27 protein-coding genes are annotated in these 24,319 nt (G+C 42.0%); 17 read left to right on the top strand and 10 right to left on the bottom strand.

Going from position 1 to position 24,319, the window contains the following annotated elements:
- Window positions 1-329 precede the first annotated feature (329 nt).
- Together Q0688_RS18360 and Q0688_RS18355 are read left to right on the top strand one after the other, a co-directional pair.
- Window positions 330-1,382 (top strand): aldo/keto reductase, encoded by a 1,053-nt coding sequence (locus Q0688_RS18360; RefSeq protein ID WP_299080390.1) that lies wholly within the window; start codon window positions 330-332, stop codon window positions 1,380-1,382.
- A gap of 133 nt (window positions 1,383-1,515) precedes the next feature.
- Window positions 1,516-2,301, top strand: a complete 786-nt coding sequence (locus Q0688_RS18355; protein WP_299080387.1) for a peptidylprolyl isomerase — start codon at window positions 1,516-1,518, stop codon at window positions 2,299-2,301.
- Window positions 2,302-2,368: 67 nt separating this feature from the next.
- Here Q0688_RS18355 and Q0688_RS18350 read toward each other — a convergent pair whose 3' ends face one another.
- From Q0688_RS18350 to Q0688_RS18340, 3 genes are all read right to left on the bottom strand, one after another.
- Window positions 2,369-3,133, bottom strand: coding sequence for an FKBP-type peptidyl-prolyl cis-trans isomerase (locus Q0688_RS18350; protein ID WP_299080385.1), 765 nt, complete (start codon window positions 3,131-3,133; stop codon window positions 2,369-2,371).
- A 193-nt stretch (window positions 3,134-3,326) separates the two neighbouring features.
- Window positions 3,327-5,417, bottom strand: a complete 2,091-nt coding sequence (gene fusA, locus Q0688_RS18345) for an elongation factor G (protein ID WP_299080382.1) — start codon at window positions 5,415-5,417, stop codon at window positions 3,327-3,329.
- Window positions 5,418-5,605: 188 nt separating this feature from the next.
- Complete coding sequence (locus Q0688_RS18340) at window positions 5,606-6,622, bottom strand: GGDEF domain-containing protein (protein WP_299080379.1); 1,017 nt, start codon at window positions 6,620-6,622, stop codon at window positions 5,606-5,608.
- A gap of 116 nt (window positions 6,623-6,738) precedes the next feature.
- Between Q0688_RS18340 and Q0688_RS18335 the strand changes: the two genes are divergently transcribed.
- Window positions 6,739-7,209 carry a cytochrome c gene (locus Q0688_RS18335; protein WP_299080376.1) on the top strand — a complete coding sequence of 157 codons (471 nt, stop codon included), beginning with the start codon at window positions 6,739-6,741 and terminating at the stop codon, window positions 7,207-7,209.
- Window positions 7,210-7,233: 24 nt separating this feature from the next.
- Here Q0688_RS18335 and Q0688_RS18330 read toward each other — a convergent pair whose 3' ends face one another.
- The 3 genes from Q0688_RS18330 to Q0688_RS18320 form a co-directional block, all read right to left on the bottom strand.
- Window positions 7,234-7,917 (bottom strand): cytochrome b/b6 domain-containing protein, encoded by a 684-nt coding sequence (locus Q0688_RS18330; protein WP_299080373.1) that lies wholly within the window; start codon window positions 7,915-7,917, stop codon window positions 7,234-7,236.
- A gap of 80 nt (window positions 7,918-7,997) precedes the next feature.
- Window positions 7,998-11,345 (bottom strand): amidohydrolase family protein, encoded by a 3,348-nt coding sequence (locus Q0688_RS18325; protein ID WP_299080370.1) that lies wholly within the window; start codon window positions 11,343-11,345, stop codon window positions 7,998-8,000.
- Between the two features lie 114 nt (window positions 11,346-11,459).
- Window positions 11,460-13,682 carry an ATPase, T2SS/T4P/T4SS family gene (locus tag Q0688_RS18320; RefSeq protein WP_299080368.1) on the bottom strand — a complete coding sequence of 741 codons (2,223 nt, stop codon included), beginning with the start codon at window positions 13,680-13,682 and terminating at the stop codon, window positions 11,460-11,462.
- Between the two features lie 489 nt (window positions 13,683-14,171).
- On the opposite strand from Q0688_RS18320, the gene rpsJ reads away from it, so the two are divergent.
- The 14 genes from rpsJ (at window position 14,172) to Q0688_RS18250 (ending at window position 21,254) form a co-directional block, all read left to right on the top strand.
- A complete protein-coding gene (rpsJ, locus tag Q0688_RS18315) occupies window positions 14,172-14,483 on the top strand; it encodes a 30S ribosomal protein S10 (RefSeq protein WP_006012796.1) in 312 nt (103 codons plus the stop codon).
- 17 nt (window positions 14,484-14,500) lie between these two features.
- Window positions 14,501-15,139, top strand: coding sequence for a 50S ribosomal protein L3 (gene rplC, locus Q0688_RS18310; RefSeq protein WP_299080361.1), 639 nt, complete (start codon window positions 14,501-14,503; stop codon window positions 15,137-15,139).
- Window positions 15,140-15,157: 18 nt separating this feature from the next.
- Window positions 15,158-15,763: a 50S ribosomal protein L4 gene (gene rplD / locus Q0688_RS18305; protein WP_299080358.1), complete on the top strand. Its 606-nt coding sequence runs from the start codon at window positions 15,158-15,160 to the stop codon at window positions 15,761-15,763.
- Window positions 15,760-16,062, top strand: coding sequence for a 50S ribosomal protein L23 (rplW, locus tag Q0688_RS18300; protein ID WP_299080355.1), 303 nt, complete (start codon window positions 15,760-15,762; stop codon window positions 16,060-16,062). The genes rplD and rplW overlap by 4 nt, the downstream gene beginning before the upstream one ends.
- 14 nt (window positions 16,063-16,076) lie before the next feature.
- On the top strand, window positions 16,077-16,901 hold the full coding sequence (gene rplB / locus Q0688_RS18295; protein ID WP_299080352.1) for a 50S ribosomal protein L2: 825 nt from the start codon (window positions 16,077-16,079) through the stop codon (window positions 16,899-16,901).
- Window positions 16,902-16,916: 15 nt separating this feature from the next.
- Entirely contained in the window at window positions 16,917-17,192 is a 276-nt protein-coding gene (gene rpsS / locus Q0688_RS18290; protein WP_014107406.1) for a 30S ribosomal protein S19, read from the top strand.
- A gap of 10 nt (window positions 17,193-17,202) precedes the next feature.
- Window positions 17,203-17,535, top strand: coding sequence for a 50S ribosomal protein L22 (rplV, locus tag Q0688_RS18285; protein ID WP_299080336.1), 333 nt, complete (start codon window positions 17,203-17,205; stop codon window positions 17,533-17,535).
- 9 nt (window positions 17,536-17,544) lie between these two features.
- Entirely contained in the window at window positions 17,545-18,246 is a 702-nt protein-coding gene (gene rpsC / locus Q0688_RS18280) for a 30S ribosomal protein S3 (RefSeq protein ID WP_101197491.1), read from the top strand.
- Between the two features lie 2 nt (window positions 18,247-18,248).
- Window positions 18,249-18,659, top strand: a complete 411-nt coding sequence (gene rplP / locus Q0688_RS18275) for a 50S ribosomal protein L16 (RefSeq protein WP_299080332.1) — start codon at window positions 18,249-18,251, stop codon at window positions 18,657-18,659.
- Window positions 18,659-18,862 (top strand): 50S ribosomal protein L29, encoded by a 204-nt coding sequence (gene rpmC, locus Q0688_RS18270; RefSeq protein WP_299080329.1) that lies wholly within the window; start codon window positions 18,659-18,661, stop codon window positions 18,860-18,862. Before rplP ends, rpmC begins: the two co-directional genes overlap by 1 nt.
- Window position 18,863: 1 nt before the next feature.
- Entirely contained in the window at window positions 18,864-19,115 is a 252-nt protein-coding gene (rpsQ, locus tag Q0688_RS18265; RefSeq protein ID WP_299080326.1) for a 30S ribosomal protein S17, read from the top strand.
- Window positions 19,116-19,286: 171 nt separating this feature from the next.
- Window positions 19,287-19,409, top strand: coding sequence for a type II toxin-antitoxin system Phd/YefM family antitoxin (locus Q0688_RS18260; RefSeq protein ID WP_299080323.1), 123 nt, complete (start codon window positions 19,287-19,289; stop codon window positions 19,407-19,409).
- 130 nt (window positions 19,410-19,539) lie between these two features.
- Entirely contained in the window at window positions 19,540-19,866 is a 327-nt protein-coding gene (locus Q0688_RS18255) for a type II toxin-antitoxin system RelE/ParE family toxin (protein WP_299080320.1), read from the top strand.
- 71 nt (window positions 19,867-19,937) lie between these two features.
- On the top strand, window positions 19,938-21,254 hold the full coding sequence (locus tag Q0688_RS18250; RefSeq protein WP_299080318.1) for a hypothetical protein: 1,317 nt from the start codon (window positions 19,938-19,940) through the stop codon (window positions 21,252-21,254).
- Between the two features lie 27 nt (window positions 21,255-21,281).
- Here Q0688_RS18250 and Q0688_RS18245 read toward each other — a convergent pair whose 3' ends face one another.
- From Q0688_RS18245 to argR, 4 genes are read right to left on the bottom strand one after another with little or no spacing between them, the layout of a single operon-like run.
- The gene (locus Q0688_RS18245) at window positions 21,282-21,662 is read right to left on the bottom strand and encodes a hypothetical protein (RefSeq protein WP_299080315.1); all 381 of its coding nucleotides are present in this window, start codon (window positions 21,660-21,662) and stop codon (window positions 21,282-21,284) included.
- Window positions 21,659-23,254, bottom strand: a complete 1,596-nt coding sequence (locus Q0688_RS18240) for a S41 family peptidase (RefSeq protein ID WP_299080313.1) — start codon at window positions 23,252-23,254, stop codon at window positions 21,659-21,661. The genes Q0688_RS18245 and Q0688_RS18240 overlap by 4 nt, the downstream gene beginning before the upstream one ends.
- Before the next feature lie 28 nt (window positions 23,255-23,282).
- Complete coding sequence (locus Q0688_RS18235) at window positions 23,283-23,855, bottom strand: paraquat-inducible protein A (protein WP_299080310.1); 573 nt, start codon at window positions 23,853-23,855, stop codon at window positions 23,283-23,285.
- Entirely contained in the window at window positions 23,848-24,312 is a 465-nt protein-coding gene (argR, locus tag Q0688_RS18230; RefSeq protein ID WP_299080308.1) for a transcriptional regulator ArgR, read from the bottom strand. The genes Q0688_RS18235 and argR overlap by 8 nt, the downstream gene beginning before the upstream one ends.
- Between the last annotated feature and the right edge of the window lie 7 nt (window positions 24,313-24,319).

Genomic DNA, 24,319 nt, shown 5'->3' with positions numbered 1-24,319 from the left:
GACGCCCGGAATAACGTGGCCTAGTAGTTATTGTATAGAAGCTGATTTATAGAGGTGCTGGCGTAGTAGCCAAAATCCTATAATTAGCCATTCAAGCTAATACAAAAAAGGTCACTTCGGTGGCCTTTTTTTATGGGCCCGACTCATGGCTACTATTTTAACAATCCAGAATTAGAATCTATCGTTAGGATCTTAACTTAGATACAATCTGTTTTTGGATGTCGATTATTTCCTTTTTACTTTACTGCACCGAGTTATACGCGTTGTGTATCTTGAGGTGGCGTATTTCGAGTAATTGAATGAATCACTAATAAATTGGGAAGGTATAAATGCAATATAGCGTGTTAGGTAGTAGTGGCGAAAAAGTCTCTAGAGTGTGTTTGGGTAGTATGACTTGGGGACTGCAAAATAGCCAACCAGAAGCAAACGAACAAATTGAATATGCGCTAAGCCAAGGTGTAAATTTTATTGATACTGCCGAGCTGTATCCAGTTCCTCCTTCAGGGGATAAGTACGGCGGAACAGAAACGATAATTGGTAACTGGCTATCGGAGAATTCGACACGACGTAAAGATATTATACTTGCGAGCAAAATAGCAGGGCCAGGTTTACCTTATATCCGCGGCGCTGCAAAAATTAGCGGTGAGAGTGTTGTTGAGGCGGTTGACGCGTCATTAAAACGCTTACAAACTGACTATATCGATCTGTTTCAATTGCATTGGCCAAATCGTACTTCTCCACATTTTGCGAAACACTGGCCGGGAAAAGTGAAGTTTTCAAATGTGGACTCTACACACCAAACAAACGAGATGTTGGAGATCCTACAAGCACTCGATAGTTGCGTAAAAGCGGGAAAAATACGTTTTTGTGGCTTATCTGATGATACCCCTTGGGGGATCAATACCTATCTTAAATTAAGCGAGCAACATGCGTTACCTAGAATGGTATCAATTCAAAATGAATTTAGTTTGTTGCATACTAAAGATTGGCCTTATCTAATTGAAAATTGCGTACATGAAAATGTGGCCTATTTGCCGTGGTCACCTTTGGCTGGCGGAGTATTAAGTGGTAAATATTTGGATGGGAAAATGCCTCCAGGTAGTCGCTGGACTTTTGAACAGAGAAACGGGATTTTCCGAGATACAGCAGCTACTCATGCAGCCACTGCTAAGTATGTTGAGATAGCAAAAGCATACAAGTTAACTGCTTCACAACTTGCTTTAGCTTGGTGTGATCAAGTAGATGGTGTAACTGCAACTATAATTGGTGCTACTAGCATGACGCAGCTGCAGGAAAATCTAGCTGCCTTTAAAGAGCCATTGAGTAAAGCAATGCTTAAAGATATACGTCGAGTGTTTACAGATTTCCCCGTTCCATTTTAGGTAAAAATCGCTGTGATTTAGGCCTTGCTAACCATTGCATCAATTTGTAATTACAAATTGATGCAATGGTTAGCTGTTTTAATGGTTTAACTTGCATTATTCTGCCCGCCTAGTTTTATTTTAAGAAGATTTTATGTTTAGTTTACTCAAGAAAATGAAGTTTTTACTTTGCGCAATATGCATGTTTTATACATCGATACTCAATGCGACTGTGGTTGAGATCCGTACTTCCTTTGGTAATGTAGAAATTAATTTATATGACAATGCAACGCCTGTTACAGTTGCTAATTTTTTAAGTTATGTCAATTCAGGCGCCTTCTTTAATAACGTAGTACATCGTTCAGATGAAGGCTTCATCGTACAAGCTGGAGGATACCAATACACAGGACCGATTACCGGTAATTTTACTCTAGATAGAATAGAAACAGCACCAGCCATTGCAAATGAACCAAAATTCTCTAATGTACGTGGCACTATCGCTATGGCGAAAATAGGAGGACAAGTTAACAGTGCTACCTCTGGTTGGTTTATCAATTTGGCCAACAATAGCGCTAATTTAGATGTTCAAAATGGAGGCTTTACCGTTTTTGGGGAAGTGATGGGTAATGGGATGCAAGTTATTGATGCTATTGCTGCATTAGGCAGAATGAATGCAGGTGGTGCATTCACTGAATTACCTATTCGTAACTATCAAAATAATGTGGCGATAACAGATGAGCATTTAGTGGTAATTTCTGATGTAGTCGTTACCGATGCAACTGTTAATAGTGCGGCTACTTTGAAGCCACAAGAAAACACTTTAATTAATTCGTCAGATCCAAATTCGGGCTCGGGAAGTTCAAGCGGCGGATCTATTGGTTGGTTATTATTGTCTCTATTAGGTTTGTTTATTAATAGAAAAATACTTGAAGCAGAGTAGCCAATAACAGCGTACTACAGATTTAAAAAGCCTTGTAGGTATACTTACAAGGCTTTTTAATTGCGGTTTATTTAATTGCAACAAGCTCTACTTCAAATAACAAAGTAGCATCAGCGCCAATTAGTTGACCGCCTCCTTTTGCTCCATAGGCAAGGTCTGAAGGAATGGCTAGTTCAAATTTGTCGCCTACATTCATTAGCTGTAATGCTTCAACCCAACCTTTGATAACACCTGTTACAGGAAACTCAGCAGGTTGGCCTCTTTTGTACGAACTGTCGAATTCAGTACCATCAACTAAGGTACCTTTATAATGTACTACAACAGTTTTATCTGAAGTGGGTATTTCACCTTCCCCTGAGACAACTTCTTTGTACTGTAAGCCGCTTTCAGTGACAACCACGCCATCTTTCTTAGCATTGGCTTCTAGGTAAGCTAAGCCTTCGGCTTTATTTTTAGCACTCACTGCTTGCTGCGCTAATTGCTGTTTAGCCTGGGTTTGCTGCTGCATTGTAGTTACGGCTTCTTGAATCTGCTCCTGTGATAAACGAGACACAGTTCCCGCTTGCACGTCGTTTACTGCCAGAGTAAAAGCGTTAATGTCAAAATTAAGCTCATCTCGCTTAAACTGTCCGGCAAGGTTTGTACCTACTATATAACTAAGTTTTTGTTCCAAGCTAGCTAATGCAGGATCGGTTGCATCCGTTGCAGTAACTTCTGTTGAAGTTTGTGGTTTTTCTGCAGCCGTAGCATCAGTTTTTTCTGTTTTATCATTGCCACAGGCAGCTAAAAATAAAGAAGAGGCCGTTAATAAGGCAATAGAGTTTAATTTCATGTATTTTTCCTAAATTTTGGTGGGATTGATGAAAGTAGTAAGACTGCTTCATCAAATAAGAATCATCAAGATAAGATTGACTAACCTTATATACAATATGGTTACATTTAAGGTATTCAAGGTTATCAGTGAACATAAAAATAAAAAAGCCCCATTAATAGCAATTAATGGGGCTTTTTATTATTCAAAGTATTTACTTCTTAGCAGCTTCACGCTCTTTGGTTTCTGCAATTACTTTCTCAGACACGTTTTGTGGACAAGGGCTGTAATGTGAGAATTCCATAGAGAATTGACCACGACCAGAGGTCATAGTACGTAAGCTTCCGATATAACCAAACATTTCTGAAAGAGGGATATCAGCCTTAACACGTACACCTGTAACGCCGGCCTCTTGATCTTTGATCATGCCGCGACGACGGTTTAAGTCACCAATAACGTCACCTACATGGTCGTCTGGCGTAAATACGTCAACTTTCATGATAGGTTCAATCAACTGAGGACCCGCTTTTGGAATTGATTGACGGAATGCGCCTTTAGCAGCAATTTCAAATGCAACAGCTGATGAATCAACAGCGTGGAAGCCACCGTCGAATAATTCAACTTCAACGTCTAGTACTGGGAAGCCAGCAAGTACACCGGTATCCATCATGCCAGCAAAGCCTTTCTCGATTGCTGGGAAGAATTCTTTAGGTACGTTACCACCAACAACTGTTGAGGTGAAAGTAAAGCCAGAATTTGGCTCGCCTGGTTTGATACGATAATCGATTTTACCGAACTGACCAGAACCACCAGATTGCTTCTTATGGGTATAAGAATCTTCAACTTCTGCTGTAATGGTTTCACGGTAAGCAACTTGTGGCTCACCTACTTCTAGTTCAACACCATAAGTACGCTTAAGGATGTCTACTTTGATATCTAAGTGAAGTTCACCCATACCAGAAAGAATCGTTTCACCAGAATCTTGGTCTGTTTCAACGCGGAAAGTAGGATCTTCTGCCACCATTTTACCGATTGCAATACCCATTTTCTCAGTCGAACCTTTATCTTTAGGTGTAACAGATATAGAGATTACTGGCTCTGGGAATACCATAGCTTCTAGGATGATAGGATCTTTAGGATCACATAACGTATGACCTGTTTGTACGTTACTCTTCATACCAACAATCGCAATGATGTCACCCGCTTGGGCGCTAGTTAATTCGTTACGGTCATCGGCTTGCATTTCACACATACGGCCAATACGCTCAGTTTTACCTGTAGCCGCATTAAGAATAGTGTCGCCTTTCTTAAGAGTACCTGAGTAGATACGTACGAAAGTAAGGGCACCAAAACGGTCATCGGTAATTTTAAATGCAAGAGCTTTAAAGGTTTCGTCTGCAGAAACGATTGCATGCTTGCCAGTAGGCTCGCCTTCTTCATCAGTAAGAGGCTGAGGATCAACTTCTGTAGGTGAAGGTAAGTAATCAACTACCGCATCGAGAATCAGTTGCATACCTTTGTTTTTGAAAGCAGAACCACAGTAAGTTGGGAAGAAGTCCATAGTACGCGTACCTTTACGGATACAACGCTTAAGATCTTCAATAGAAGGCTCTTCACCATCCATGTAAGCCATCATTAGATCATCGTCTTGCTCAACAGCCGTTTCCACTAACATTTCACGGTATTCTTCTACTTTGTCAACCATGTCAGCTGGCACATCTTCGATTTTGTAGTTCTCAGGAAGACCAGTATCATCCCATACCCAAGCTTTACGAGTAAGCAAGTCAACCACACCAACAAAATTGTCTTCGATGCCGATTGGTAAAACCATGACTAGTGGGTTAGCCGCTAGTACGTCTTTGGTTTGTTTAACCACACGGTAAAAATCAGCACCCATACGGTCTAGTTTGTTTACGAAGATGATACGTGCCACTTCTGAGTCATTCGCATAACGCCAGTTAGTTTCTGATTGTGGCTCAACACCACCAGAACCACAAAATACACCTACACCGCCGTCTAGTACTTTAAGTGAACGATATACTTCAACTGTGAAATCAACGTGCCCAGGGGTGTCGATTACGTTAAAACGGTGATCATCCCAAAAACAACTTACAGCTGCTGATTGAATGGTTATTCCGCGCTCGGCTTCTTGTTCCATGAAATCGGTAGTTGATTCACCGTCATGTACTTCACCGGTCTTGTGAATTTGACCAGTAAGTTTAAGAATTCGCTCTGTAGTGGTGGTTTTACCCGCGTCAACGTGGGCAAAAATACCGATATTTCTGTATTTTGATAAATCTGTCATTATTCCAACTTCAGTATGAGTAAAAATTGCGCAGGATTATACAAGATATTTCGATACGATGCCGAATTTCTTTTGTATATAAATCAATTAATTAGAAACCTAGAGGTTTTTAGCTAGTTGAACCCTATGAAATTTGAATTATGACAGGGATTTCACACCAATTTTTTAGTATGTAAACTGCGGTAGGGTTACATCATTGGCATAACGCGATTACGACCTAAGCGTTTTGCTTCATATAGTTGTTTATCGGCTTTTTCGATAAGGGCAAGTGGATTCATGCCTTTTTTCATCTCGGCAACACCAATGGACGCGGTAATGTCTCCCAATACTTTACCTGTGCGTTTATCTTTCACTCCTATTCTTTGAATGGCATTGCGCATCGACTCGGCAATAATGCGAGCTTTTGACAAACTTGAGTTAGGAACAATGATCGCGAATTCCTCTCCACCAAAACGAAATACTTGAGCGCCATCACGACATTTTCCTTGAAGCTTTTTAGCCGTTGCTTTTAGCACTAGGTCGCCCATAACATGCCCATAGTCGTCATTAGTTTTTTTGAAGTGATCAAGGTCAACTAGCATCAAACACAATTTGGGCTTTAAGGATTGAGTCGCTAACTCTTCGTCGAAGTAGCGCCTATTGCATAAACCCGTGAGTGCATCATACAAAGCGTCCTGTTGGCTTTGTTCGAGTTGTGCTCTGAGCATTGCAATTTCGTCTTGTGCTTCCGTTAACGCAGCGTTAAAGCTCATAGTACAGCGTCTAATGTTTTGTGTATCTTTAACTAAGTTACGCACTAGAGCCATGACCTCTTCAACTGAAAAGCCTTCTTTCTCGACTTTAGCAAGATCATCAACGCAGCTGTCCATGGTGTTCTTAAAACTTGTTGTTTCTGTACGAGTGTCTTGTAAGGATTGAGATAGTTCAATAAGCATCGCTTCTACAGAACGACGCAACTCCCATGCTGAGACTTCTTCATTGTCTGCTAAGTGTTTTCGATATAGTTCTTTGCTTTTGATCTCTGATAGCGGCACATTGTTATCTAAAACCTGATCAACCGCGCTATTAAGCTCAGAGGATTCATTCGACACATAGGTATACCAAAGGGCATAGTTAGTGGGAACCGCAGTAACTTTATGTTTTAGCAATAAAGGGATCGTTTTTTTCAATATTGCGAAAGATCTTTCTAAATTATCGTCGGCCATTTCTATGTTCCCTGTTGAACTCATGTGACTAGTTTACACAAAAGATTCCCAATGGCAGAATAAAAACCGTTATCATCGTTCTAGTTAGATTAACTTTAAGCACTGGAGAAGGCTAAATGATCAAAAAGACAATGGCAGTATTAGTAGGCGCAGCAATGTTGAGTACATTTTCAGTATTCGCAGAACCTGCAAAATCGGCGAAGCAGGCTAAAGGTGCAACTGAGTATAGGCAAGCACTACTTACGCTTGTAAAAAGTAACGTGGGTGCTTTGGGCGCGATGAATAAAGGAGTTATCCCATTTAATGCCGAGACGTTACAAACTAATGCACTACGAATTGAACAATTATCTTTAATGTTAGAAGATTATTTTGCAACCGATACATCGGGTTTCAATATAGAAACCGCTGCCCTAGATAAAATTTGGTCCAGCCAGTCAGACTTTAACGATAAGATAAGTGCGTTAACTGCCGCCGCAGTCAATTTGAATAAAGTAGCGAAAGCGGGCGACGAAAGTCAATTTAAACCAGCCATTGGCCAAGTGTTTAAGAGTTGTAAGGGGTGCCACGATAAATATAAAGCTGACTAATCATAAAACACTGAGTGCTCTGTTTTAGTAGTAGTACCCGTCTTCAATAGGAGGCGGGTTTATCTCCACTAACCAATAGACAAAAATCGCCACTATACAAATTAACAATATTGCTTTCAATATCTGCGAATGGCCGATGCTATCGTTTTCTGAAACGACTTTTTTCCCGTGGATCATAGGACCTATAAGATTGTGTTTAAGTCCAACTAAATACCAAAAAATGGCCAATAAATGTAAGCCAATTATCATCAGCAAAAGATCAAATATATTATGATGTAGCCACTGCATGTACTGTTGAATTTCAGTGCTCGCACTGTCGTAATAGGGACCAGAATAGATAACATCGTCTGAAGTAAATAGACCGCTGATGGCCTGCAACCCAACCAGTAGGATGATTGCCGGTAGAATCAGCCCGCCCACAGAGTTATGACCTATGGTAAAAGTGTGTTGTTTAGATATCAGGTTGCGTACATAACCCAGCATGGTTTTAGGGCCTGCAATAAAACTGCTAAACCTTGCATATTTAGTTCCTACAAATCCCCATATCAAACGAAATATAATCAATCCTAAGGTGAAATATCCTATATAGAAATGGATATCCATGGCGTCTTCTAACACTTCAGCTGTGAACCATTGTCCAAATATACAGAGTACTAATAACCAGTGAAATAGCCTTACGGGTACATCCCAAACTAATTTTTTCTTCATATAATGAGGGACCTTAATGTCGTATCGATTAGGCGACCAACCTTAACAAAACATCTGTAAAGGTTGGTTTAAACAAAAAACTAATGCACCCAATGGTGCTTTTGTGCTTTGGCGTCAATAGCTTGTTGTGTAGCTTTGGGCATAAACAATTGATTGTTTTGCTCGAAGAAAAACCCTTGACGCTTTTGCTTACTACCTACTTCATTCATAGTTGATGTTTCATATACTCGACCATTTAAAACTGTGTAGGTAACAAATTCACTACGGCGTATATCACTTAGAACATCTCCATCTATTACCATTAAGTCGGCTAGTTTACCTACTTCAATACTGCCGATTTGTTTGTCCATGCCTAAGTGAGTGGCACCGTCAATTGTTCCGCCTCTTAGGGCTTCCCAAGGAGTAAATCCACCTTGATTCATTATTTGCATTTCCCAGTGGGAAGCTAAACCTTCACGTTGACCGTGAGCCCCTATGTGCACACTGACACCTTGATCTCGCAAAGTTTTGGCATATTCGGCAACATTAACATGATTGTATTGGTTGTCAGGAGCAGTTGGGCGTCTTATAGAGCGCCTATCCACTAAAAAGCTAGGTGTATAACGCATTAATCGTGGATTTTTCCATACTTCTGTTCTGTCATAAAAGTATTCTTCGCCCATCATGCCGCCGTAAGAAACAACAAAAGTAGGGGTGTAACCAAACTTAGTCGCAGACCAAAGTGTGGTTAAATCATCATATCCTTTAGCAATAGGCAGCGAATGTTCAAGCCCAGTATGACCATCTACTAACATTGAGATATTCTGTTGGAATTTACCGCCGCCTTCAGGCACCACCATCATGCCTAGTTCTTTAGCAGCAGCCAAAATCTGTTGGCGGGTGTCCCGTCTAGGTTGGTTATAACTTTTAACAGAAATAGCACCTGTATCTTTTAGTCTTTGCATATGGAATAGCGCATCGTCGTAACTATTGATAATAGCTTTGTAACCCAACCCTTCGGCACCATATAAAATAGTGCCGGTAGAATATATGCGCGGGGCAAGTATTTTCCCTGACTTTTGCATTTCGGCAGCCGAAAATATCTCAGTGGTATCATTCGATGGATCGTGGATAGTGGTTACGCCAAAGGCCAAGTTTGAATACATGCTCCAGTTTTGCTGAGGGATAATTTCGTAGCTACCTTGCGCACCATGTGCATGGGCATCGATAAGTCCAGGTAAAACGGTTTTACCTTTTGTATCGATTAGCAAGGTTTCTGCAGGAATAGAGACATCGGCTACTTTACCCACTTCAACAATTTTATTGTCTTTGATAAGTACCACACCGTTTTCTATCACTTCCCTTTGTCTATTCGCATCACGCATAGTGACGACTGTACCGCCCACTAAGGCTTTATAACCAGAGGGTTTATCTGCTTTCTGACTAAAAGATAAATCAATTCCTGCACTTACAGGCTCAGGTAACTCTTTGGGAGAATTCGCAAAAAACGTAAAGGCATCTTTAAGTTGTCGTTCAAAGAAAGTGGCGCCATGATACCAACTAACCGATTGACTATCGGCGCTCCAAGTGAGGTATTCACCCGCACGGCTGGAGATTTGTTTTACTGGTAAAGATGACATAGTGGGACCAATACTAACCCGCTTGCCAGTATCGACAAAAGGGGCCACATACGCATTGTACTGATGCACAAAGGCTACCCACTTTTTATCATGTGACAAGCGATACTCAGTGACTTTATCGGCACCATATAAATGTTCGCGCTTATCTTCACCATTGAGGTCAACACTGATTAACTGAGTTTCTGAATAGTCACTGCCTGATACAGAAGTGGTCATGTAAATACGTTTATTGTCGCCAGCAAAGTGTGGGCCCGAGCCCGACTTAGCAATGCGTTTAGCTTCACCAGTTTTTACATTTGCAACGTAAATACCCGGCTCAACCGAATATTCAGGGCTAAGTAAATAGCCACCTGTTACTTTGTCGTAAACCACCCGTTTTCCATCAGTTGAAAAACTGGGTTCGATATAGTGGCCTGGCATTTTTGTGATCCTTTTGCCCTTGCCACCACGAGATTTGACTATTCTAACTGAGCCTAAGTCTTGATCGTGCCATGTAGTGTAAACAATGCTCTTGCCATCATTTGAATAACGCGGATAAAATTCATCGTGATTATTTTGTTTGGTTAAACGGGTTGTTTTACCGCTTTTTATGTTTTTAACATATAGCTTGCCTAACGCTTGAAATAATATTGATTTTCCATCGGGAGATTTTTGCGCCCAGCGGGTCATTTTAATAGGGAAGCTATCAGGGGCAACATCGACATCAAAACGTAGTGCATCGGCGTATTGTACTTTTGCTTTAACTTTTACGGGGATATTGGTTATAGACTGATCTTTCATAGACAATTTATGAAATTTTCCTGCACTCCAAAATACTATGTGTTTGGAGTCGGGCGTCCAATCAAAGTAAGCAAAATATCCTTCGGAGCCAAAGCCTTCTTGCATATCTCTCTCAAGGTTTAGGTAAAGTGGCTTTTCCATACCTGTGATTAAGTCTTTGACAAAAAGTGCCGTTTTATCTTTAACTCGGCGAATAAAGGCAAGGTGTTGGCCATTGGGTGAAGGCGTAGGTACCACAGCGCCGCCAGTACCACTTACAAAACGTTCTTCTTCTCCATTGGTCAACTCAAGGCGTGTGATGGCAAAAATACCTTTTAAGGGATCGCGGTTATAACTAAAGGTACTGCCACCCGTTACATCTTGAGTAAAATATAGGTATTTTCCATCAGGTGAAAAGGCTGGGTCGGCAATATTTTTTTGGTCTTTTTTACCGTTAACCCGTTTTTTAATGGCGAGTCCATCACCACCAGAATGATGGTACAGCCAGACTTCTCCGGCTGGAATACTACGACTCGACATAATGCCTTTGCTCACGGCTATATATTGCCCATCAGGACTCCATTTCGGCGAATGTATCAGATTGTTTTTCTCGGTGCTGAGCTGGGTTAGATTAGACCCGTCTAGGTTCATCACCCACAAGTTAGACAAACCTCCTCTATCAGAAATAAAAGCAATTTTTTTACCGTTAGGGCTCACTGTAGGGTGAATGTTCCAAGCAAAATCCTGAGTTAGCGCCTCAGCATTGCCACCATTTATATCGGTAATGTATATGTCACCAAGCATATCAAACACTATGCTTTTTCCATTTGGCGTGATATCTAAACTAGACCAAGTAGTGGTATCTGTATCAATTGAAACTGTGGCTAAGTCAAAGGGAGGATTAAGTACATCCCATTCTTTTATGTCCTGAGAGCTATCGGCATTTTTTGGATCGACATCTTGCTCAGCTTGAGCAAATACAGTACTGGATAAACTTAGCAAAGCGGCTAAACTCGCAGCCTGTAGCAGCGTATTTTTTGGATGTAGCATATTGGTGTCCTAGAACTTTATTTTACAGTTAGAAATATGTGAGATTGAATCTTTAGCCGTATACCTAATACCTACATGGCACACAGCTTAAACCTTAGGTGGCTTGGGTAGCGATTAACTGGTGCCACTAATTATCTGTATTTGCGGAATGTCTGTATCACCCTTTAACACTTTTAAAATGCCGTCTTGGGTTAGAGTACGCATGCCGTCTTTCATCGCTTGAGCTTTCATGTCGTGAACGGGCGCTTCCTTATATACTAGTGCGCGTAATTCCCCTGTCATAGCAAGCAATTCATGTACACCTGTTCTGCCTCTGTAGCCGGTGTCACCGCATTCATCACAACCTTTACCTCGATATAACATAAGTGGCTCAGATAAGTTCAGTTCTTCTACGTATTCTTCACCATATTGCCTGTTAATAAAGGCAACATCAGTCTCAGTTGCTTGATATTTTTCTTTACAATTTGGGCAAATGGTTCTGATTAAACGCTGGGCTAAAATACCTACACAAGCATCAGAAAAGTTCACAGGATCTAGGCCTAAGTCTAATAAACGAGAAATGGTTTCTGGTGCTGAGTTGGTGTGCAAGGTTGAGAACACTAAGTGCCCTGTTAGTGATGCTTCAATACCGGCATGGGCTGTTTCTTTATCACGCATCTCACCAATTAGAATAATATCGGGATCGGCACGTAAAAATGCTCTAAGGGCATTAGCAAAAGTAAAACCAATTTTGGCACTCACCTGCACTTGTTGTAAGCCAGCTTGGGTGATCTCTACAGGATCTTCTGCTGTCCAAATTTTCTTTTCAGGCGTATTGATGTGCCCAAGAACAGCGTGCAAAGTAGTGGTTTTACCCGAACCTGTTGGGCCCACTACCAGCATAATACCGTGTGGTTTTTGGACCAGTTCAAGAATTTTTTCATGGTTGCGCGGAGATAGGTTCAGCTTGTTCATTGGCAGTGCACCACCGGCAGCCAATATCCGCATAACTACGCCTTCACCAGCAATAGTCGGCACTGTGGCTACCCGTACTTCAATAAGCTGTCCCGACATCCTAAAAGACAACTTGCCATCTTGAGGCACGCGTTTTTCAGCAATGTTCAAATTTGACATAATTTTGATACGGGCAATCACAGCACTGTGGTGAGAGGCGGGCACTTGGGTGACGTCCCGACACACGCCATCTATGCGCATTCTTACTCGCGTTGGCGCATTTTTTTCTGGATCAACATGGATATCAGACGCATTTAAGCGTTTGGCATCGTGTAATACGCGACTTACAAGCCTAACCACTGCAGGTGCGTCGTCGGACATTTCATCCGCTTGTTCATCTAGCTCATCAGCACTGGTGCCAATTTCATCGAGAATTTCATCCATGGCACCTGGGCCGGCACCACCGCCTGCCGCTTCACCTAAATATTGCAAAATGATATTAGGTAAGCTGACCGATATCTCGTAACTATCTATACCTAACGCACTTTCAATTTCCATCAATAATGTGGCGTTATTGGGTTCGGTCATCAACACGATAGGATTGTCGTTAACATCAGCCAGCACGGCAACAAAATTGCGCTTTAAGTAAGACAGGTTTAATTTGCTGTCGCTTTGGAAAAGGTGATACTTATCGGGTAAATAAGGTAAATAAGGTACTTGGAAGTGCACCGATAGTGCATTACCTAAGTCATCTTCTGGTACGCGATGTTCTGATGTCAGACGTTGAACTAACTGCCTATTGTCGTGGCTCGATTCTTGGAGCTTTTTCAATTCTTTGTCGGTTACAAGATTTCTATGAACCAAATAATCGTAAGGTTGACTAGTACCTCCCAATTCATACCGAAACTTCTTACCCATAATGTCGGCGATAGCATTGGCCAGCGCTAAGTCACCTACATTAAAATCGCCATCCTTTTTGTTGATGATTTGCATTACACCCATCAACACACCCGAGTCGAGAATGGGTATACAAATAATGTTACGGGTCTTAAAGGTAGAATCTTTATCGAACTTGTCTGCAAATTTAAGACGTTTATGAATACCTGCTAATTCTTCTACATTATAGGGATCGTTAATAATAAGCGGTAATTGACTAAGTGCGACATACCCCGCAATTGACATGGGGCTAATAGGTACTTTTATCTCGCGAGTTTCTTTTCCCGTCTTAAAGCGCGCAACTAGATCTTGGTGCTGCCTGCGACGCTGAAAAATACTCATACGTTCAGCTTCAAAGAGGTTCAAAACAAAAGGCTCTAATTTATGGTAGGCATCCATAAGAGACGGATACGTTTTAAGCAACTGATTAATACGGTCGAGATGATTTTGATTTAGTTCGGAAGTCATATAGTTGCTTAATACGCTTTTAGGCTATTGTTTTTCTAATATTGTAAAGCCTACTATAACTGACACGCTACAGACAGCAAATAGCTTTTACTGGGGTAAAGTGAGTTTAAAGCGCATTTTGGACAAATAATTGACTGATAAAGCGATGAACAGTCGGGCTACCTAAGGTGTTTTACATGGTGCCTAGTCAACGAAGTTTCTCCTTTGGGCCTTGGCTAGGTCGTCAATCACTGTAACAATCGGTATTCTAAGTACATTATCTGTAAAAAGCACTTGCGCTTGGTTCATTTACCAGTATAATTCGCGCCCACTCGTTCTTCGGAGCAAGTGATTGTGGTTAGGGTTGAGGTGCTTTTACTGATATCCAATATACAACCATAGAAAAAAACAGGACCCCAATTGTGGGTCAGCAGTTTACATGCATCCTCCTATCAATATTAATTGATGGTGTGGGTGATTTTTTTTGTTCTTTCGATTGGAGCTTAATCGATGCCAAATCAAAGAATTCGTATTCGTTTGAAAGCGTTTGATCACAAGTTGATCGATCAGTCTACGGCTGAAATCGTTGAAACTGCGAAACGTACAGGTGCTCAGGTTAGCGGTCCTATTCCACTACCTACACGTAAAGAGCGTTATACAGTACTTACTTCACCTCACGTAAACAAAGATGCGCGTGATCAATATGAAATTCGTACACATAAGCGTTTAGTAGATATCATTGAACCTACTGATAAAACAGTAGACGCGTTGATGAGATTGGACTTGGCTGCCGGTGTTGATGTTCAAATCAGCCTGGGCTAACAAGAGAGGGTTTTAACATGGCGATTGGACTTATCGGTCGTAAAGTAGGAATGACACGCATCTTCACTGAAGATGGTGTATCAATTCCTGTGACTGTTATAGAAGCCACCCCGAATCGTGTGACTCAGTTACGTACTGAAGATACTGACGGGTATAAAGCGCTTCAAGTCACCGCTGGCGAGAAAAAAGCGAACCGCGTTAATAAAGCAGCAGCAGGTCATTTTGCTAAAGCTGGCGTGGAAGCAGGCCGCGGTTTATGGGAGTTCCGCTTAGACAACAATGAAGGCGAAGGCATAGAAGTTGGCAGTGAAATCACTGTTGAAATTTTTGCTGAAACTAAAATGGTTGACGTTGTCGGTACTTCTAAAGGTAAAGGTTTCCAAGGTGCGATTAAGCGCTGGAACTTTAGCCACCAACGTAACACACATGGTAACTCATTGTCGCATCGTGCACCTGGTTCGATTGGTCAAAACCAATCACCTGGTAAAGTTTTCAAAGGTAAGAAAATGGCCGGTCAGATGGGTAACAAACGTGTCACTATGCAGTCTTTGGACGTAGTCAGAGTTGATGCTGAGAACAACCTTTTATTAGTAAAAGGTACAGTTCCTGGTGCAGCTGGTGGCGATGTCATCATCAAAGCTGCTGTCAAAGCGTAACGTCTGGGGAGTTAAGTGATGGAATTAGTATTGAAAGACGCCAAAGGCGGTCTTGAAGTATCCGAAGCAACCTTTGGACGTGATTTTAACGAAGCACTAGTACACCAAGTAGTAGTGGCATTCGGTGCAGGAGCTCGTCAGGGTTCTCGCGCACAAAAAACACGCTCTGAAGTACGCGGTGGTGGTGCTAAACCTTGGCGTCAAAAAGGAACAGGTCGTGCCCGTGCTGGTACAATCCGTAGTCCTATCTGGCGTTCTGGTGGCGTAACGTTCGCAGCTAAGCCACAGGATCACAGCCAAAAGGTTAACAAAAAGATGTACCGTGGTGCGATACAAAGCATCCTTTCTGAATTGGTACGTCAAGAACGTTTAATCGTGGTTGAAAAATTTGCAGTTGATACGCCTAAAACTAAGGAATTAATTTCTAAGTTAGCCGAGTATGAACTTAAAGATGTACTTATCGTAACATCAGAAGTTGATGAGAACTTGTTCTTGTCTGCACGTAACTTATATAAAGTTGATGTGCGTGATGTTCAGGGTATTGACCCAGTAAGTCTTATTGCATTCGAAAAAGTATTGATGACTGCTGATGCAGTTAAACAATTAGAGGAGTCGCTAGCATGATAAGTGAAGAGCGTCTACTTAAGGTGCTATTAGCACCACATGTTTCTGAAAAAGCAACGCTTTCTGCTGAGATGAACAACACTGTTGTTTTGAAAGTAGTGAAAGATGCGAACAAAGAAGAAATCAAGGCGGCAGTTGAAAAATTGTTCGAAGTTGAAGTTGATTCTGTTCGTACCCTAAACGTGAAGGGTAAAACCAAGCGTCACGGTCAATCTTTTGGTAAGCGTAAAGACTGGAAAAAAGCCTACGTTGTTCTTAAAGAAGGTCAAGACATCGACTTTGCTGGCAGCGAAGGCTAAGAAGGGGATTAGATATGCCATTATTGAAAGCTAAGCCGACTTCAGCTGGTCGTCGTCACGTAGTTCAGGTTGTTAATCCTGATCTACACAAAGGCGCACCTTATGCACCTTTGCTTGAAAAGAACAGCAAATCTGGTGGTCGTAACAACAATGGTCGCATTACCGTGCGTCATATTGGTGGCGGTCACAAGCATCATTATCGTGTAATCGATTTTAAACGTAACAAAGACGGCATCCCAGCCAAAATTGAACGTTTAGAATACGATCCAAACCGTTCTGCAAACATCTGTTTGGTGTTGTACGCAGATGGTGAGCGTCGTTATATTTTAGCGCCTAAAGGTGCTAAAGCAGGCGATGCAATCCAATCGGGTTCTGATGCGCCAATTAAAGCAGGTAATACTTTGCCAATGCGTAACATTCCAGTAGGTACTACGGTACACGCTATTGAAATGAAGCCTGGTAAAGGTGCCCAAATTGCTCGTTCTGCAGGTACTTACGCGCAGATCCTGGCACGTGCCGAAGGTTATGTAACTCTTCGTTTACGTTCTGGTGAAGTTCGCCGAGTATTAGCAGATTGCCGTGCCACCATTGGTGAAATCGGTAATGCAGAACACATGCTACGTTCACTTGGTAAAGCCGGTGCGAACAGATGGCGCGGTATCCGCCCAACTGTACGTGGTGTAGCCATGAACCCTGTTGATCACCCACATGGTGGTGGTGAAGGTCGTACCTCTGGTGGCCGTCATCCTGTTTCACCTTGGGGCGTTCCAACTAAGGGTAAGAAAACACGTAGTAACAAGCGTACTGATAAATTAATCGTACGTCGTCGTAATAAGTAACAGCGAGGATTCACCATGCCACGTTCTCTCAAGAAGGGTCCATTTATAGACCTACACTTGCTGAAGAAGGTCGAGGCTGCAGTGGAGAAAGGCGAGAAAAAACCAATTAAGACTTGGTCTCGTCGCTCTATGATCATCCCAGATATGATTGGGTTGACCATTGCAGTCCATAACGGTCGCCAACACGTTCCTGTATTTGTCAGTGACGAGATGGTCGGCCATAAATTGGGCGAATTTGCTCCAACGCGTACTTACCGTGGCCATGTCGCGGATAAGAAAGCCAAGAGATAGGAAATAGATTATGGAAGCTTTTGCTAAACATCGTCATGCTCGTACCTCTGCTCAAAAGGCTCGCTTGGTAGCAGATCAAATTCGTGGTTTACACGTTGAAAAGGCCCTTGAAGTTTTGGCTTATAGCCAAAAGAAAGGCGCCGATCTAGTCAAGAAAGTACTAGAGTCAGCGATTGCGAACGCCGAACATAACGAAGGTGCAGATATCGACGAATTGTCAGTATCTAAAATCTTTGTTGACGAAGGTCCAACTATGAAGCGTATCAAGCCAAGAGCCAAAGGCCGTGCTGATCGTATATTTAAGCGTAGCAGTCACATCACTGTTGTTGTGTCTGATAACTAGGAGAAAGTAATGGGACAGAAGGTACATCCTACAGGTATACGCCTGGGTATCAGCAAACCATGGACATCTACCTGGTACGCTAATACTGCAGATTATGCAGATAACCTGTTTAATGATCATCAGGTACGTCAGTATCTGACTAAGGCACTTAAAAGTGCTTCACTTTCGAAAATCGTTATCGAACGTCCAGCGAAAAGCATACGTGTGACTATTCACACAGCTCGTCCTGGTGTTGTTATCGGTAAAAAAGGTGAAGACGTTGAGAAGCTACGTAAGCATGTATCTAAGCTAGCCGGTGTGCCAGCTCAGATCAACATCGCTGAAGTACGCAAGCCTGAATTAGACGGACAACTTGTTGCAGACAGTATCGCAAGTCAATTAGAGCGTCGGGTTATGTTCCGTCGTGCTATGAAACGTGCTGTACAAAATGCAATGCGAATTGGTGCTAAAGGTATCAAAGTTCAAGTAAGCGGCCGTTTAGGCGGTGCTGAAATTGCGCGAGCCGAGTGGTATCGTGAAGGTCGTGTACCATTACACACTTTCCGTGCTGATATCGACTATGCAACGTCAGAAGCAGCTACTCAGTACGGTATCATTGGCGTAAAAGTATGGATCTTCAAAGGTGAAGTATTAGGTGGCATGCCACTTACTCACGAGCAGCCAGCTGCCGCACCTAAGAAGAAGGGCCGTGCTCCTAAGCGTGAGGGCTAATTATGTTACAACCTAAACGTATGAAGTTTCGTAAAATGCACAAAGGTCGCAACCGTGGTTTTGCTACGGGTGACAGTGTAAGTTTCGGAACTTACGGACTTAAATCCGTAGGACGTGGTCGTATGACTGCGCGCCAAATCGAAGCAGCTCGTCGTGCTATGACACGTGCCGTTAAGCGTCAAGGTAAAATTTGGATACGAGTTTTCCCTGACAAGCCAATTACTGAGAAGCCTCTAGAAGTGCGTCAAGGTAAAGGTAAAGGTAACGTTGAATACTGGGTTTGCCAAATTCAGCCGGGTCGTGTGTTATACGAAATGGAAGGTGTTCCAGAAGAAGTAGCACGTGAAGCGTTTGCATTGGCCGCGTCTAAGTTGCCCTTTAAAACAACTTTCGTAACTCGGACGGTGATGTAATGAAAGCAGCAGAACTGAAAGATAAAAGCGTAGAAGAATTGAACGTTGAGCTTTTAAGCTTACTTCGTGAACAATTCAACTTGCGTATGCAAGCGAGCACAGGTCAGCTTGAAAAAACTGACGGTCTTCGCAAGGTGCGCCGGTCTATTGCGCGTGTTAAAACCATTATGACTGAAAAGTCTTCAGCCCCAACAGGAGCATAAGATGACTGAACAAACATTTCGTACAGTACAAGGTCGTGTGGTTAGCAACAAAATGGAGAAATCCATCACAGTTGCAGTAGAACGCAAAGTGAAGCACCCAATTTATGGGAAATTCATCAAACGTACTACTAAGCTACACGCACATGACGAAACTAACCAATGTAACGAAGGAGATGTAGTCACAATTCGTGAATGCCGTCCTTTGTCTAAATCCAAAAACTGGATGTTAGTAGACGTTGTAACTAAAGCTTAATTTAAGTCTTAGTTAAAAATTTGAAAGGCGCTTTCCGCAAGGTTAGCGCTTTTTTGTTTGGGGGTAAATAGTCTGACTCCATGCACTTCTAGCACAAATTTCATGTCATCGACAAAAAGAGCTATTAAAGCTATTCAATCTATAATGGCCATTTAAAGGAATAGGTGAAAAATGGAAATTGTAAGTTCAGTCGATGCAAAAAATGCGTTTGGTGATGTGGTAATGAAAGCGCAGAAAGAGCCTGTATGTATTAGCAAAAATGGTAAACCTGCAGCAGTCATGATATCAATGTAAGAATACCAAGAGATCCAAGCACTTCGAGAGAAGCTATTTCATCAGCGGTTAGATGATGGCTTAAAGGCTGTTCAAGAAGGTCGCGTTTCGGGTGGCGATGAGGTGTTTTAACGATTAATGGATATCGCATATGCCTAGCGTTGTTTTTGCAGAAAACGTTGAAAGCGACCTTGAAAGCATTGTTTCCTACACAAAAGAACTTTGGGGAAGCGCGCAAGCCGCTAGTTACGTTTCAAGACCGCAAAAACAAACTATTATTTTGGCTAAAATGCCTACACTTGGCAAGTTTTACATACCATACAAAGAGCAAGGTGTGCGTGTGTTTCTTTTCGAAAAACACTTAATTTATTACATGGAAAACCAAAGCGGTATCACGATCATTCACACAATCCATAAAGCCATGGAACAATCGCTTCATATAAACCCAAAAGTTGACGTTAGTGATAATCATTCTTGAATTGAGTGCCCTTGACTTTAATGATGAATAAAGTATTTTTGGTTTATACATATACCTTAATAAATTATTATATGAAGACTCTTAAATTTACCCTATTGTATTTTGGCTTGTTATTTTTATCTATATCTCAGGCTTTCGCTGACTCATCATCTAGTAGCAATAAAGGTCAGGTTTATTACGATAAGGTAATGGGAGCAGAGCCTTATCTGCCTGCTAACATATCTGATTCTTTTATTAGTTGCCCTTTATCTACTTCATCCTCAAGAGTAATAGATAAAGACTATCGCACTTCACAGCAAGTGAATTATCAGGATGCCAATTGGGAGCAAAGAATTGCTTCTGATTGGGATTCTTTTGATGTGGCCGCAGATCAAGGGCGGGTCTTAGTCATCGATTTTCACCAGAGTCGCCAAGGTTTGGCTTATCGTTATTTGGCTAATGCACAAACCCAAGATCAGTTATACGAACCTTGGAGTTCATCTAAAATTATGGCTTTTACAGCTGCTGTGGCAAAAGCGAGGCAAAAGGGTGTGGGTGCAACCAGCCTCGCGGGAGACACGCCACTTGCAGATTTGATCACCAGTATTCATAGTTATCAGCCTTTTGGTGCAGCCGATGGCAATTCAAATGCGATTGCTACTTATTTTTTAAATACGGTAGGCCGTGATAAGGCTACCGCACTGTTTCATAACGGCTGGTTGCAATTGGCTAATCCTTTAGTGCGGTTTAGAGGATCCTATGCCGTAAAGGTGTTTAAGCCAAGGTCTGCCATTTGGCAATCAACTATTTCTGCAAATAAAGTGACTATGCCAGAACTAGAAAAGGGCAGTGATGATCCCGGTTATCAGAGCTATCGATGCGAAGATTGTGGCTTAACAGGTAATAAGCCAATGACTACTCTAGCGCAGGCCGAATGGCTAAAAAGACTGGCCAGCCATGAACGAGACGAATTAACTCGGCAACCGCATATTCAAGCGTCCGATATTGAAGTGTTATTTTACGGCACTGGGCATAGCGATCCGCAGCATCAAGTTGGCGGTATGCTCCAAGGTATTGGTTTAATGTTAAGCCGCGCAGTGGCCAAGGCGATTTCTGGGCTACCGATGAACGCTCCCAAAGCGGTGTTAGATAAAATGACTCAAGGAAAATGGCGGATTTGGCAAAAATCGGGTTCTGGCCCAAGTGAAACACGGGGCACAGGTGAAAGCGTGGTATTGGCTCATGTGTGTTTGCCTGACTATCAAGGAGGTAGAGAATTTACCCTAGCCGCCCAAACTTCAGTAGTGGGCGAAGGTGAAAGCAGTGTGGGGCAAGCAGGCATGAAGATGCAAGCCTTACTTAATCAAGCTATGGGCCAGTTACTGAGTCAAAACAATCAACAACACTAAATGAAACTGGCCATATCCAATGTGGTATTAGTCATGTAAAGCTTGGCAACCAATACCCTTGACTTGTTCTATTCGCTTGCTTTGCACATGTTGCAAATAGCACTTACCACTTTTTGTTAGTAAAGACACAGAATCAGCAAAATCTACACCTCTACCCATGGAAATGTCGCCATTTATAGTTTGCTGACGTTCAATCATAATAGTGTGTTGCTTTGTAAAAACGCTGTTAGCAAGTTTAATTGGCTGACTATTTAGCAGTTGGCCAATGGCTGTCTCTAATATAATTCGAGTGTTAGCGTTAGGCTGCACCAGCAGGGCGGGTAAGTAGTCTGGCGTTTGTGACGCCATGCAGCCTTGTAAACTAATGGCAGTGAAAAGGCCAACGCTGTTTAGCAAATATTTTTTCATAAAGCTGAAGGCTCACTAATAGGTGTTAATATCTTGTTGGATTCAAGAAATTGATTTGGCGTGTTGATCGCAATACCCTTTTGGTTTTTGATCAGCGCTCTATTATTTGCAGAATTATTTTGGATCGGACAAGTGCCCGTTTCTGCATAACGCATAGCCGCTGCAAATAAGGCTTCATTTTCATCGCCAAGTGGCTGAGAAAAATCGTCGATGATTGTACAGCCAGATAATTGATCGTCGAATATTGGACTTGAAACGGGTTTAAAGCCGTCTGAGTATTCCCCAAATCCTTTGGCATTAACGCCCTGAAATTGAATGGTAAAATAAGTGGTACTGCAATTATCTTGTGCGTAAAAACCAAAAGGTTTGCCGCAAGTTGTGTCACCTATTAATACGACTTCAACATCAATGCCCCGCAAGCCATTAATCACGGCTTCGCTTGCTGAGCAGGTATTGTCAGTTGCCAGAATAAACACTCGAGTTAGATCTAAAGACGGTAAAGTGTTGTTTATAAATTGGTTTGAAGTCCAATTAATTTCTCTGGTGTGGAAAGGGGTTGGCTCTATGGATTGGCCAGTGATTGGATCAAATCTAGGGTGTTTGTCATTAAATCGTAGTGTTTCAAAGGTTTGATTGTTGGTTTGGCTAGGGCCTGCAATCATATAGGCGAGTTGTGAGGCCATGGCCAATAGTCCTCCACCGTTATAACGTAGATCAATAACCAGTTCAGTAACGTTGTTATCAATAAACTGCTGAAACCCATCAATCAATCCTTGTTGCCCAATGCGAATAAAAGAATTGAATTGCATATAGCCCATTCTGCCTACAGCCGTTTCTATTACTTTGACATTTTGCACTGGCTGCAATTCAATATTGGCAGATGTTAGTTGCGCGTCTAATACTTGATTATCTGCTTCATCGGAAAATACAAAATTAAAACTCTGCCCTGTCTCTGACGGATACAAGGCGGCATTTATTATATCAACCTCGGCTTCGACAGTTGAATTGATGAAATCAATACCGTCAATAGTTAATATTTCATGTCCTCTTTTAACACCAGCAATAGCGGCGGGTGAATTAGGTTCGGTGTAGCGCACTATGATGCGCCGAGGTGACTTAGAACTTATGCTTTCCCAACTGATCCCATACCCTGAAGTGACGCCACTTTGAGTGCGTTTATTGTAATCCTCTGTAGATTGGGAAAAATGAAAATTGTCCTTAAGGGACGCTGACGAAGTGCTTTCATTGGTTTTTAGTTGTTTAAAATAGTCGACCACAGAATAAAGTGAAGGGTCATTATCTTCTACCTCGCTATACCAAAGATAAGTATCGTTGGTCCAAGAACGTAGCCACATTTTTTCGTGCATAGAGGTGCCTTGAGCATCTAAGAAGGTATCTCCGTTACTATCGGGCGTCGTTCTAGGGGTCGAGCATAGATCTTTATAGGTTGATGCATTAGAGAACTGCCCAGCTACCCAATCGGGTTCGATAATGCTTGGAGTTGGAGATACATTGGATGTCTTCGAGCCGCCACATGCGCAGAGTAACAGGCTAGTCGCTATCACTATGGTAAAGGTGAGGAGTCTAATCATAGGCGATTATGATATTTATGGGCCCCGCTTAAGTGGCTATGCCGCGATTAATGGCTGAGCTAGTCAATTGTGTACCTATCAAAGACAATACACAGTATGCCGTGAAGTAATAAAAGCCTTCTCCAGCTGCCGATAAGGTTTGAGTGCTAAGGTCTAAAGCAATGTTGAAACCAAAGATGCTTAACTGTTCCAAATTGTTAGTTTCAGCGTGGTTTGTTGACATAATCGCTAAGAAAATAGCTATAACAAACACGTCAGCCATCGACCATTTTCCTATGGCCCCAACAAAATCAACGATCCTTTTTTCGATTTGAAATGAAGAGGTGACGTAAGCAAAGCATAGCAATATGGTTTTGAGTAATGGAATACATACAGAGAAAGCAAAAATCATTGCGGCCACCAACAGTCTTTGGTCTTCCCATAGTTCTCTTACCGTGGCCACTATGGATAGTTCTTTATTAATTAATGAAGACGTTAGAGTTGAACTACTAATTTGGGCGGCCATTTCCATATTAAATGAAAACATGGTGAGCAATATCCCAGGGAAAAATAACCCCAGCGCGATTAGGTTTAGAGCAAAGCCAAGATGTTTTTTATACATTTTCGAACAAGGCTTCCACTCGCTGACGGGTTTGTTCGATAGTGCTAATATCCGCAGGTGCAATAAATATAGTGTCATCTCCCGCGATAGTGCCTAACACGCCATCCTTTTTACCTAAAGAGTCTAATAAACGCGCAATCAATTGCGCGGCACCTGGGCTAGTGCGAATTATCACCATCACGTTGTTGTGAACAATGTCTAACACTAACTGTTTCAATGGGCTTTTTGCCGTTGGCATCCCCATTTCAGGTGGTAAACAGTACACCATATCACCACGGGCGTTACGAGTGCGAACCGCGCCAAACTTGCTCAACATTCGTGAAACTTTTGATTGGCTAATATTCTCAAATTGTTGGATTTTTAGCGCTTCTACAATATCGCCTTGAGATCCAAAACTTTCTGTTTTAAGAATATCTTTAAATGCTTTAATTAATGTGTCTTGCTTTGTTGTGGCCATAAGGAAC

Source organism: uncultured Paraglaciecola sp. (assembly GCF_937123705.1).
Lineage (GTDB): Bacteria > Pseudomonadota > Gammaproteobacteria > Enterobacterales > Alteromonadaceae > Paraglaciecola.
Note: the sequence above shows the minus strand (reverse complement) of the source record. Positions and strands in the feature narration are given on the sequence as shown.

Bases quoted from the DNA above. Each gene is read 5' to 3' on its own strand.
- Q0688_RS18340 (WP_299080379.1), bottom strand. From the start codon at position 6,622: ATGGCCGACGATAATTTAGAAAGATCTTTCGCAATATTGAAAAAAACG.
- Q0688_RS18320 (WP_299080368.1), bottom strand. From the start codon at position 13,682: ATGACTTCCGAACTAAATCAAAATCATCTCGACCGTATTAATCAGTTG.
- Q0688_RS18350 (WP_299080385.1), bottom strand. From the start codon at position 3,133: ATGAAATTAAACTCTATTGCCTTATTAACGGCCTCTTCTTTATTTTTA.
- rplP (WP_299080332.1), top strand. From the start codon at position 18,249: ATGTTACAACCTAAACGTATGAAGTTTCGTAAAATGCACAAAGGTCGC.
- rplB (WP_299080352.1), top strand. From the start codon at position 16,077: ATGCCATTATTGAAAGCTAAGCCGACTTCAGCTGGTCGTCGTCACGTA.
- Q0688_RS18360 (WP_299080390.1), top strand. From the start codon at position 330: ATGCAATATAGCGTGTTAGGTAGTAGTGGCGAAAAAGTCTCTAGAGTG.
- rplD (WP_299080358.1), top strand. From the start codon at position 15,158: ATGGAATTAGTATTGAAAGACGCCAAAGGCGGTCTTGAAGTATCCGAA.
- Q0688_RS18250 (WP_299080318.1), top strand. From the start codon at position 19,938: ATGAAGACTCTTAAATTTACCCTATTGTATTTTGGCTTGTTATTTTTA.
- rplC (WP_299080361.1), top strand. From the start codon at position 14,501: ATGGCGATTGGACTTATCGGTCGTAAAGTAGGAATGACACGCATCTTC.
- argR (WP_299080308.1), bottom strand. From the start codon at position 24,312: ATGGCCACAACAAAGCAAGACACATTAATTAAAGCATTTAAAGATATT.
- rpmC (WP_299080329.1), top strand. From the start codon at position 18,659: ATGAAAGCAGCAGAACTGAAAGATAAAAGCGTAGAAGAATTGAACGTT.
- Q0688_RS18245 (WP_299080315.1), bottom strand. From the start codon at position 21,662: ATGAAAAAATATTTGCTAAACAGCGTTGGCCTTTTCACTGCCATTAGT.
- rpsS (WP_014107406.1), top strand. From the start codon at position 16,917: ATGCCACGTTCTCTCAAGAAGGGTCCATTTATAGACCTACACTTGCTG.
- rplV (WP_299080336.1), top strand. From the start codon at position 17,203: ATGGAAGCTTTTGCTAAACATCGTCATGCTCGTACCTCTGCTCAAAAG.
- rplW (WP_299080355.1), top strand. From the start codon at position 15,760: ATGATAAGTGAAGAGCGTCTACTTAAGGTGCTATTAGCACCACATGTT.
- Q0688_RS18330 (WP_299080373.1), bottom strand. From the start codon at position 7,917: ATGAAGAAAAAATTAGTTTGGGATGTACCCGTAAGGCTATTTCACTGG.
- rpsC (WP_101197491.1), top strand. From the start codon at position 17,545: ATGGGACAGAAGGTACATCCTACAGGTATACGCCTGGGTATCAGCAAA.
- Q0688_RS18255 (WP_299080320.1), top strand. From the start codon at position 19,540: ATGCCTAGCGTTGTTTTTGCAGAAAACGTTGAAAGCGACCTTGAAAGC.
- Q0688_RS18335 (WP_299080376.1), top strand. From the start codon at position 6,739: ATGATCAAAAAGACAATGGCAGTATTAGTAGGCGCAGCAATGTTGAGT.
- Q0688_RS18235 (WP_299080310.1), bottom strand. From the start codon at position 23,855: ATGTATAAAAAACATCTTGGCTTTGCTCTAAACCTAATCGCGCTGGGG.
- Q0688_RS18325 (WP_299080370.1), bottom strand. From the start codon at position 11,345: ATGCTACATCCAAAAAATACGCTGCTACAGGCTGCGAGTTTAGCCGCT.
- Q0688_RS18355 (WP_299080387.1), top strand. From the start codon at position 1,516: ATGTTTAGTTTACTCAAGAAAATGAAGTTTTTACTTTGCGCAATATGC.
- Q0688_RS18260 (WP_299080323.1), top strand. From the start codon at position 19,287: ATGGAAATTGTAAGTTCAGTCGATGCAAAAAATGCGTTTGGTGATGTG.
- rpsJ (WP_006012796.1), top strand. From the start codon at position 14,172: ATGCCAAATCAAAGAATTCGTATTCGTTTGAAAGCGTTTGATCACAAG.
- rpsQ (WP_299080326.1), top strand. From the start codon at position 18,864: ATGACTGAACAAACATTTCGTACAGTACAAGGTCGTGTGGTTAGCAAC.
- fusA (WP_299080382.1), bottom strand. From the start codon at position 5,417: ATGACAGATTTATCAAAATACAGAAATATCGGTATTTTTGCCCACGTT.
- Q0688_RS18240 (WP_299080313.1), bottom strand. From the start codon at position 23,254: ATGATTAGACTCCTCACCTTTACCATAGTGATAGCGACTAGCCTGTTA.